A 7341-nucleotide genomic window follows, 5' to 3' on the forward strand; every position below is an offset into this window, starting at 1 on the left:
TACCAGGAGGCTTTTTTATTGGCAACGGCTATTCTAAATCATTACAGGAATGCTTGATCTCTCTAACTAATGTACCGACACGAGAGACCAGCTGGTTAAAATCGCTGCTTAAACGGCCTACCTCATCTATGGCTGGTATCCCCAGGCTAAAACTCAAATCGGCCTGGTGGGCTGCAGAGGCTTTCGCCACAGCCTGGTAAAGGCGCTGCAGATTCCTCCCCAAACTAGCATATAAAAAGGCACAATACCCGAAAACCATCGTTGCGATTAGGAGGGCTACCCAAGGCAAATGCGTGAAAAAGAAATGGGTTGCTATCTCCTGGTGCAAATAACCCACTACGGCTCCCCAGAGGCACATGGTAGAGCCCCCGGCCACAAGAATTGTCCCTAGGGCTACTCGCAACCATATAGGGTACAATCTCCGGCCCCCGGCAGCAAAATACCCTTGGCTATATTCCCATTCCAAAAAATAAGCTACTAGCATAAACATACAACCTGTTACCAGGGCTGCTGTCCCTGTCCCGGACGCTAAAATAGTCCATAGCTGGGCCTGTTCCAATTGTTGCCCAGCTAGCATCAACATCCCTTCTCCTACAAAAAAGATAAGCATGATTATTAAATACTGGAATAAAATCCTCGGTAGGAGGAATACCTCGCGGTTTAACTTCCGCTGGCTATAGACAACCCATAGGCTAGAACCCAAAACAGCTATCGCTGTCCAAGCTAAAACCCGGGGCTGCAGGGCTAAGCTAAAAGCTTTTTCTAGATTAAGGTATCCCCCGGCCCAAACCAGCAAAAACCAAAAAAATAACGTACCAAAAATATTAAAGAGCACAACTGCCCATACCATAACAGCAAGCCTCCTTCAACAAAGGCTACGCTCACTAAATCGGAGTATACCAAAATAATGCTTAAACAGTCAAATGTTTCCGGAAACCCACGAAAACTGGTCCTTAGTAGGCTAAAACAGTTCTGTAATGCCATCTATTGACTATATTTGACCTTGACCTTCTTTGACTAATAGCCTTAAAATGAAGGCGAAAGCTAAAGCAAAAAGTAGTAAAGAACAAATCTAACTTTGGAGGTGACCTGTATGTTTGGCTTCGGCTTAGTACCTTTCTATGGGAGGAGGAAAGGCTTAAGACCACTATTCTCCGACCTGGAAAACTTTATGGAGCGCGTATTCAATGAAGATCTCTTCTTCATTCCTGTTTTCGGCCAGCCTTTCCGGGCTGATGTCAGGGAGACGGACAAGGAATATATTGTAGAAGCTGAGCTTCCCGGCCTGGAAAAGGAAAACATTAACCTTACTTACGAAGATGGAGTATTGACTGTCTCTGTTAAACAGGAGACCATCATCGATGAGACCAGAGAAAACTTTATCCGTAAGGAGCGCCGCAGCGGCAGCCTAGAAAGAAAATTCTATTTGGAAAATGTAGAGGAAGATAAAATCACCGCCACCTATAAAAACGGGCTCCTGACAGTAAGACTACCTAAAAAGGACACCGGTTTGCGTCGCGGCAAAAATATACCTATTAGCGAATAAAAAATTCTTGGCCCCGGGCTTAAAACCCGGGGCTTATTGTTTGGAGTTCTTAAACTCTACACAAACAAGTATTTGTATCTCTTAAAAACTGTCCAAATAAAGTCCGCAAAAGCTTCTCCAAGAGCTACATTAGCCTGACCTTGCTTATTGAATGTTACCGTGTACACGCTACCTTGCAGTCTAACCCTAAATACCGGTTCCTCACCATCTTCTATTAAAAGGAAACCGTTATTTTGGCTTTCGGCAAAGTCCTCTTCGTTCCAAAAGAGGGTTAACTTGTCTTTATAAGGAGCACCTAAATAAGGACAAAATGTGGCGCAGTTTCCGCACTCGTTGCACATTCCATCTATGTGAAGGATCTGGTTTAAGTTTTTTAACCTTTCGCTTTCCACTCTTATGGCGACGTTGGCCCTGTTGGGGCATACCTCCACGCAGAGGTTGCAAACAAAATCGCACTCCAGGCACCTTTCGTAGTCTTTTTCCTTAAGAGGGTTTTTAAGAAGCCCTTTTTTCTCGGTAATCTCCTTTAATCTCCTCGCCATATCAAAGGAGGGCATTACTCTGCTGGAAGTAGAAACCACAGCTTCCTTCTCCAGAATAGCCCTGGCCACCTTGATCCCGTCCGCAATGGCCTCTACTATCGTGGAGGGTCCCCTAAGGGCATCCCCGCCTATGAATACATTTTCTACGTTTGTCTCATTGGTGGCGGGATTAACAACAACTTCACCTTGCTCATTGACCTCAATGCCGTTTTTCTTCAGGATCTCGTAGTCTACCCTTTGGCCGATGGCAGATATAATGGTGTCCACAGGGATATCTTCAAACTCGCCGTCTTTAGGAACGGCCTTAAGCCTTCCTGAAGTATCGGGTTCGCCCAACTCCATCCTCTGGCACTTCAACACGCCGTCAGCCCAAGAAACAGGCGACAGAAGCTCTCGGAGCACAGTGCCTTCCGCCAGGGCAACTTTTAGTTCTTCTCTATTGGCCGGCATATATTCTTTAGTCCTTCTGTAGATGATATAAACCTTTTCCACGCCTTTAACCCTTAAAGCTGCCCTAGCCGCATCCATGGCGGAATCCCCGCCACCTATGACAGCTACATTTTTCCCCAGATCTAAGGCTTCGCTGTTCTTATTAAACTGCTCCAGGAATTCGACGGCACCTATGACTCTCTCTGCGCCTGCTTTAAGTTCCAAGGGAGCGGATCTGGTAGCTCCCAGGGCCAGATATACATACTTATAGCCTTCCTTCTTTAACTTATCTACGGAAAAATCGGGATCTATACCCAGCTCGAACCTAACACCCATCCTCTTAATTAGCTCTAGGTCGTTTTCAATGGCTTCCCTGGAAATGCGGAAATGGGGAATAACATACTGTACGGTACCGCCCGGTTTTTCCCTTTTATCAAAGATGGTGACCTCTAGGCCGGCCTTGGCCAAAAAATACCCTGCAGCAAGCCCCGAAGGCCCCGCACCTATTATGGCTACCTTAGCCGGGGATTCGGCTTCTGCTCTCTTAAATCGGGCTAGGTAGGCCGGGTAGCCTTCTTGAGAGGCCACTCTCTTAAGCTCGCGGATGCACACCGGCTCTTCGTAATCCATCCGGGTACATTTAGAAGCGCAGAACTGGGGACAAAGGGTTCCTGTTATGAAGGGGAGAGGGTTCTTTTCGGTTATGAGTTCATAGGCCTCAAGGTATCTTTTCTCACCTACAAGCCTTATATACTCTGGAACATCCTGTCCGATAGGGCACCCTATGGTGCAGGGGGCCACAAAGCAATCGGTCAAAGGTAAGGGCTTAGTTATCTTTCTATCTTTTACCCTTCTCTTCTCTTTATGGTAATTAGAATCTTTAAAGGCGTCGACCGCCAGTTCTTCTAGTTTCTTCACATCTATAATATCCTTCTGGCCATCCTGTAAATGATCTTCCAGATCCTCAGCCATCTGTTTTAGCCTCAAGTAACCGCCAGGCTTTAGGAGCGTAGTGGCTACAGTAATAGGCCATATTCCCGTCTCGAAGATGCGTGTGATATTAAAAGCATCTGCCCCACCTGCATAAGATATTTTAAGCTGGCCGTTAAATTCTGCCGCAAGCTTGTAGGCCAGATTAATGGTCAAGGGGTATAAGGCCCGGCCCGACATATACATTTCCTCGCCGGGTAGCTCTCCCCTAGTTATCTTTACCGGCAAGGTGTTGGATAGTTTCACTCCAAAAACACGTCCCTGCTCCTCGGCAAATTTTTGAACCCGTCTCAGCAGAACTATACCATCTTCATATTGCAGATCGTGGTCAAAGGATTCTTTTTTAAGCTGAATGTACCCAAAACCTGTACGGGCCAGGGCTTCTTGCACAAATTCGTAGCCTAAAAGCGTGGGGTTAAGTTTCACAAAAGTATTTAGCCTTTTCTCCCCCAAAAGGTATTTGCAAATGGACTCAATCTCACCAGGCGGGCAGCCGTGCATAGTTGAAAGGGTTACGGAATTACATATATGGGGCGATATCCCCTCAATAAATTCTTCATCTACAGCATGGAATCTTTTAATTTCCCCCTTCAGGATCCTCTTACATTCTTGAAAGATAGGGGTAGAAGAAGCATCCTTCAAAGCCTCGATGAATCTGTCAACTTTAGGGGACTTAATACCCTCCAGGTTATAGCCCACACTCATGTTAAATATAAAGGACCGCCGGTTTAGCCCGTATATTTCCTTCTCTAAAACGTGTAACAAAAACCAAGCTTTAATGTATTCTTCCAAAGCTTCCTCTATAGATAGCTCAGTTGACCACTCCACATTGTAGCATTCATCTTGAGCGTTAATACAAGGCTTATCTAGCTTAAGGCTGTCTAACACCTGTACGGTCTTAAGTTCAAAAAATCTACCCCCGCAAAGGTAGGAAGAAACAATATTTTGAGCTAGCTGCGTATGCGGCCCGGCAGCAGGGCCGACCGGGGTTCCTAGATATTCTCCGAATAATTTTAGGTAAGCCTCGCTTTTTTTGCAGAAGAATTTCTCCTGAGGTATGCCGAAAATAGTCCAGTGTTTTTCATATTCCTCCATTACCCAGTTTAAAAGTTTCCTGAAAGGGATAGGCCGCATCAGGTCACCCATCCGGCAAACCTCCTTAAAAAAAGATACCGTTAAACTCAGGTAGAACTTGCTTAGTAATACTTAAATTCTACGCCAAAATATGAATTCCTGCTTAAAATATTAGATTTCGCCTGCCTGTATACTATCGCGAAAAATTAAATAAGGGAGCATATTTGCTCCCCTTTTGGAAAATCCAGGTACAGCTCTGCTCATTGATGACGGTGCAACCTGCCCCCAGCCGTAACAAACTCCTTCACGTCGGTCCGGTCTGGCCAAAGCCGGAACATGAAGCGTAGATTAGCCGTGGATTAATGGGTTCAAGGTCTTCATAGCTTATACCAAGCCTGGACGTGGTGTCCGGCCGAAAATTCTCTACTAGTACATCCGCCCCTCGGACTAACTTTTTTAATATACTGACGAGTTCTCCCCTTACAGGCCTTTTTGTACGCTTAAACCCTTAAAGTAGCCACAGCCCTTTGGGGCTTAAGGAAAAAATCCAAGGCAGCGGTAATGCTGGGGAATACTACATGGGCAGCCATAAGAGCGCTTATAGCTGCCCCTTCTTCCCCTAATACCAATAAGCTTAAAGCTGCCTCCTTAAACATAAGAGCATCATTATGGCCGTTGCCTACAGCCGCCGTATTCTTACCCCCTAATTCCCTGACTAGCCTGGCCTTGTCCGCCCCACCTTCTCGCCCATTCACCCGGACCAATTTCACGGGAAGGCCAGCGCATTCCCGGTCAGCGCTACCGAAAGTATCCGCGGTAAAGACGTATAGCCGGGCTAGATCCCCTAACTTTAAAAGCCGCTCTTTAACCCCCGGAAGCAAAACGCCATCCAGGGCCAGGGTCCCGTTGAAGTCCAATACTATATGCTCAATCTCCAGGGACCGGTGGGGCAAGTCAATCTTAAGCATCCGTTTCTCCCCTCTCAAGGAAAAAATAGACCCCCCCGGCTTAAATACTAAGTCTCCTCTAGGTCCTCCGGTTGTATGGTATAAGCGGGTACCATGCTCGGTGCCCAGACCATAAAGGGAGCTACCGGATAAAGTTGCCCTGCTGTCATTTGGAGGCTTTCCAAATTCTCAACTAATGTTTGAAGCAGGCCATAGGGGAAAGCGAAGACCAGTTCATCCTTTTGCGTGCCCCCGAAGGTGCGGTCCCCAGCACAAGGAAAGCCGATGATGGGGCGTTGTTCCCCTAAAGCAAATCCTATAGAAGAACATAAGGCTGCCTCCGCTACTGTATCCGCCTTAACGCATTCGCCCGTTTCAAAAGTAAATCCATGTATCAGCCGCATAACTTGGGCTGGATTAGCATAAACGACCACCACATCCGGGTCCAGGTCCTTAAACCCGGCCAGGGGGCCTATATAAATCGCATCATACTGCTTACCCTTATCTCCCAGCTTATAGGTATTGGCCATAAATTTCCGGCCTGCTGCCTGGTCAGCCACATACCGGCCTACAGCGGCCTTCCCATTAGTGAACCTCTCTGGTGTTTTAATGAGACCTGTGCAGGCAGCACCGATGGCACATATCATCAAATCGGGCGTACCGGAATTGAACTTTCCCTGGTAACGGGCTTGGCAGACCAGTTGGCAAATATTAACCTTCCAGTTAAGAGGCCGCCGGGGGAGTTCTTCCCTCGAGCGGTAAAGCTTAACCCCTACAGGACTGGTGTCAAGCCGCAATAGTTCTACCAGCCGCTGAGCAAAAACTTTCTTGTCAAAATCAGTCATCCTTGCTCTTATCCTCCCTTAGTAAAACTTTTCCCCGCCTTTGTAAAATCTGTGCCTGCTTAAAACAAAAGTGCCCTTACCAGTTACTTCCTAAGTGTTTCGGTCGTTTTGCTTAAGACTTCCCCCCTCTCCCTTTACTAGCTTAAGCAGCCCCTCTTCGTCTAGAAGGGGAATACCTAGTTCACGGGCCTTATCGTATTTTGAGCCCGGGTTCTCCCCTACAACCACATAATCCGTCCGCCGGCTTACGCTGCTCGCTACTTTACCTCCTGCCCGGAGTATAAGCTCCGTAGCCTCCTGACGGGTGAGATGGGGAAGGGTACCGGTGAGCACAAAGGTTTTCCCTGCCAGGGGCCCTGTTTCCTCCCTTTCTTCTGAAGCCTCCATCTTTACTCCCGCCCGGCGGAGCTTTTCTATCACTTCTAAATTGATAGGTTCGGCAAAAAAGTTCCGGATGCTGGCAGCAATTTTCGGCCCTATGTCGGGGAGGGAGGTAAGCTCTGCGAAGCTCGCCTCTTTTATACGGTCTAGAGAGCGAAAATGCTTGGCTAAGGTCCGGGCAGCCCGCTCTCCTACATGCCGGATACCCAAGGCAAAAAGGAGCCTCTCTAAGCCTTTGTTTTTGCTCTTCTGGATGGCGGAAACCAAGTTATTCGCCGACTGTTCGGCAAATCTTTCCAAAGACAGGAGGTCCTCAACCTTTAGATAATAAAGGTCTCCTGCGTCCCGGATAAGGCCGGCCTCCAAAAGCTGTGAAATTATGGCCGGACCCAAACCCTGGATATCCATGGCAGCCCGGGAGGCGAAGTGGATTATGCGCTCTTTAACCTGGGCTGGGCAGGCCAGCCCCCCCGTACAGCGGTGGGCAGCCTCGCCAGGTTCCCGTACCACCCGCGCCCCACAGGCGGGACAACGCTCCGGCATCCGGAATTCCTTTTCTTCTCCGGTCCGGCGCTCAGGCAAGACTC

At 47.9% G+C, this 7341-nt stretch carries 6 protein-coding genes and 1 pseudogene; 1 reads left to right on the forward strand and 6 read right to left on the reverse strand.

All coding sequences use genetic code 11. From position 1 onward, the window contains the following. Window positions 1-28: 28 nt before the first annotated feature. Window positions 29-850 carry a methyl-accepting chemotaxis protein gene (locus tag L5656_RS09825; RefSeq protein WP_297202473.1) on the reverse strand — a complete coding sequence of 274 codons (822 nt, stop codon included), beginning with the start codon at window positions 848-850 and terminating at the stop codon, window positions 29-31. Between the two features lie 243 nt (window positions 851-1093). Between L5656_RS09825 and L5656_RS09830 the strand changes: the two genes are divergently transcribed. Beyond that, window positions 1094-1546 carry an Hsp20/alpha crystallin family protein gene (locus tag L5656_RS09830; RefSeq protein WP_297202476.1) on the forward strand — a complete coding sequence of 151 codons (453 nt, stop codon included), beginning with the start codon at window positions 1094-1096 and terminating at the stop codon, window positions 1544-1546. Window positions 1547-1602: 56 nt separating this feature from the next. Here L5656_RS09830 and ygfK read toward each other — a convergent pair whose 3' ends face one another. The 5 genes and pseudogenes from ygfK to L5656_RS09850 form a co-directional block, all read right to left on the reverse strand. After that, window positions 1603-4653, reverse strand: a complete 3051-nt coding sequence (gene ygfK / locus L5656_RS09835; RefSeq protein WP_297202478.1) for a putative selenate reductase subunit YgfK — start codon at window positions 4651-4653, stop codon at window positions 1603-1605. A 238-nt stretch (window positions 4654-4891) separates the two neighbouring features. Then, a pseudogene (locus L5656_RS11440) lies at window positions 4892-5041 on the reverse strand (CoA transferase); the annotation flags it as partial. A 40-nt stretch (window positions 5042-5081) separates the two neighbouring features. Next, on the reverse strand, window positions 5082-5549 hold the full coding sequence (locus tag L5656_RS09840) for an HAD family hydrolase (RefSeq protein WP_297202480.1): 468 nt from the start codon (window positions 5547-5549) through the stop codon (window positions 5082-5084). 47 nt (window positions 5550-5596) lie between these two features. After that, window positions 5597-6373, reverse strand: coding sequence for a DUF169 domain-containing protein (locus L5656_RS09845; protein WP_297202482.1), 777 nt, complete (start codon window positions 6371-6373; stop codon window positions 5597-5599). Between the two features lie 90 nt (window positions 6374-6463). Continuing rightward, the coding region (locus L5656_RS09850; RefSeq protein ID WP_297202484.1) for a helix-hairpin-helix domain-containing protein at window positions 6464-7341 on the reverse strand (878 nt) is incomplete at its 5' end.

This window comes from Thermanaeromonas sp., from assembly GCF_021890735.1.
GTDB lineage: Bacteria > Bacillota > DSM-521 > Neomoorellales > Neomoorellaceae > Thermanaeromonas.

Bases quoted from the DNA above. Each gene is read 5' to 3' on its own strand.
- L5656_RS09825 (WP_297202473.1), bottom strand. From the start codon at position 850: ATGGTATGGGCAGTTGTGCTCTTTAATATTTTTGGTACGTTATTTTTT.
- L5656_RS09830 (WP_297202476.1), top strand. From the start codon at position 1,094: ATGTTTGGCTTCGGCTTAGTACCTTTCTATGGGAGGAGGAAAGGCTTA.
- ygfK (WP_297202478.1), bottom strand. From the start codon at position 4,653: ATGGGTGACCTGATGCGGCCTATCCCTTTCAGGAAACTTTTAAACTGG.
- L5656_RS09840 (WP_297202480.1), bottom strand. From the start codon at position 5,549: ATGCTTAAGATTGACTTGCCCCACCGGTCCCTGGAGATTGAGCATATA.
- L5656_RS09845 (WP_297202482.1), bottom strand. From the start codon at position 6,373: ATGACTGATTTTGACAAGAAAGTTTTTGCTCAGCGGCTGGTAGAACTA.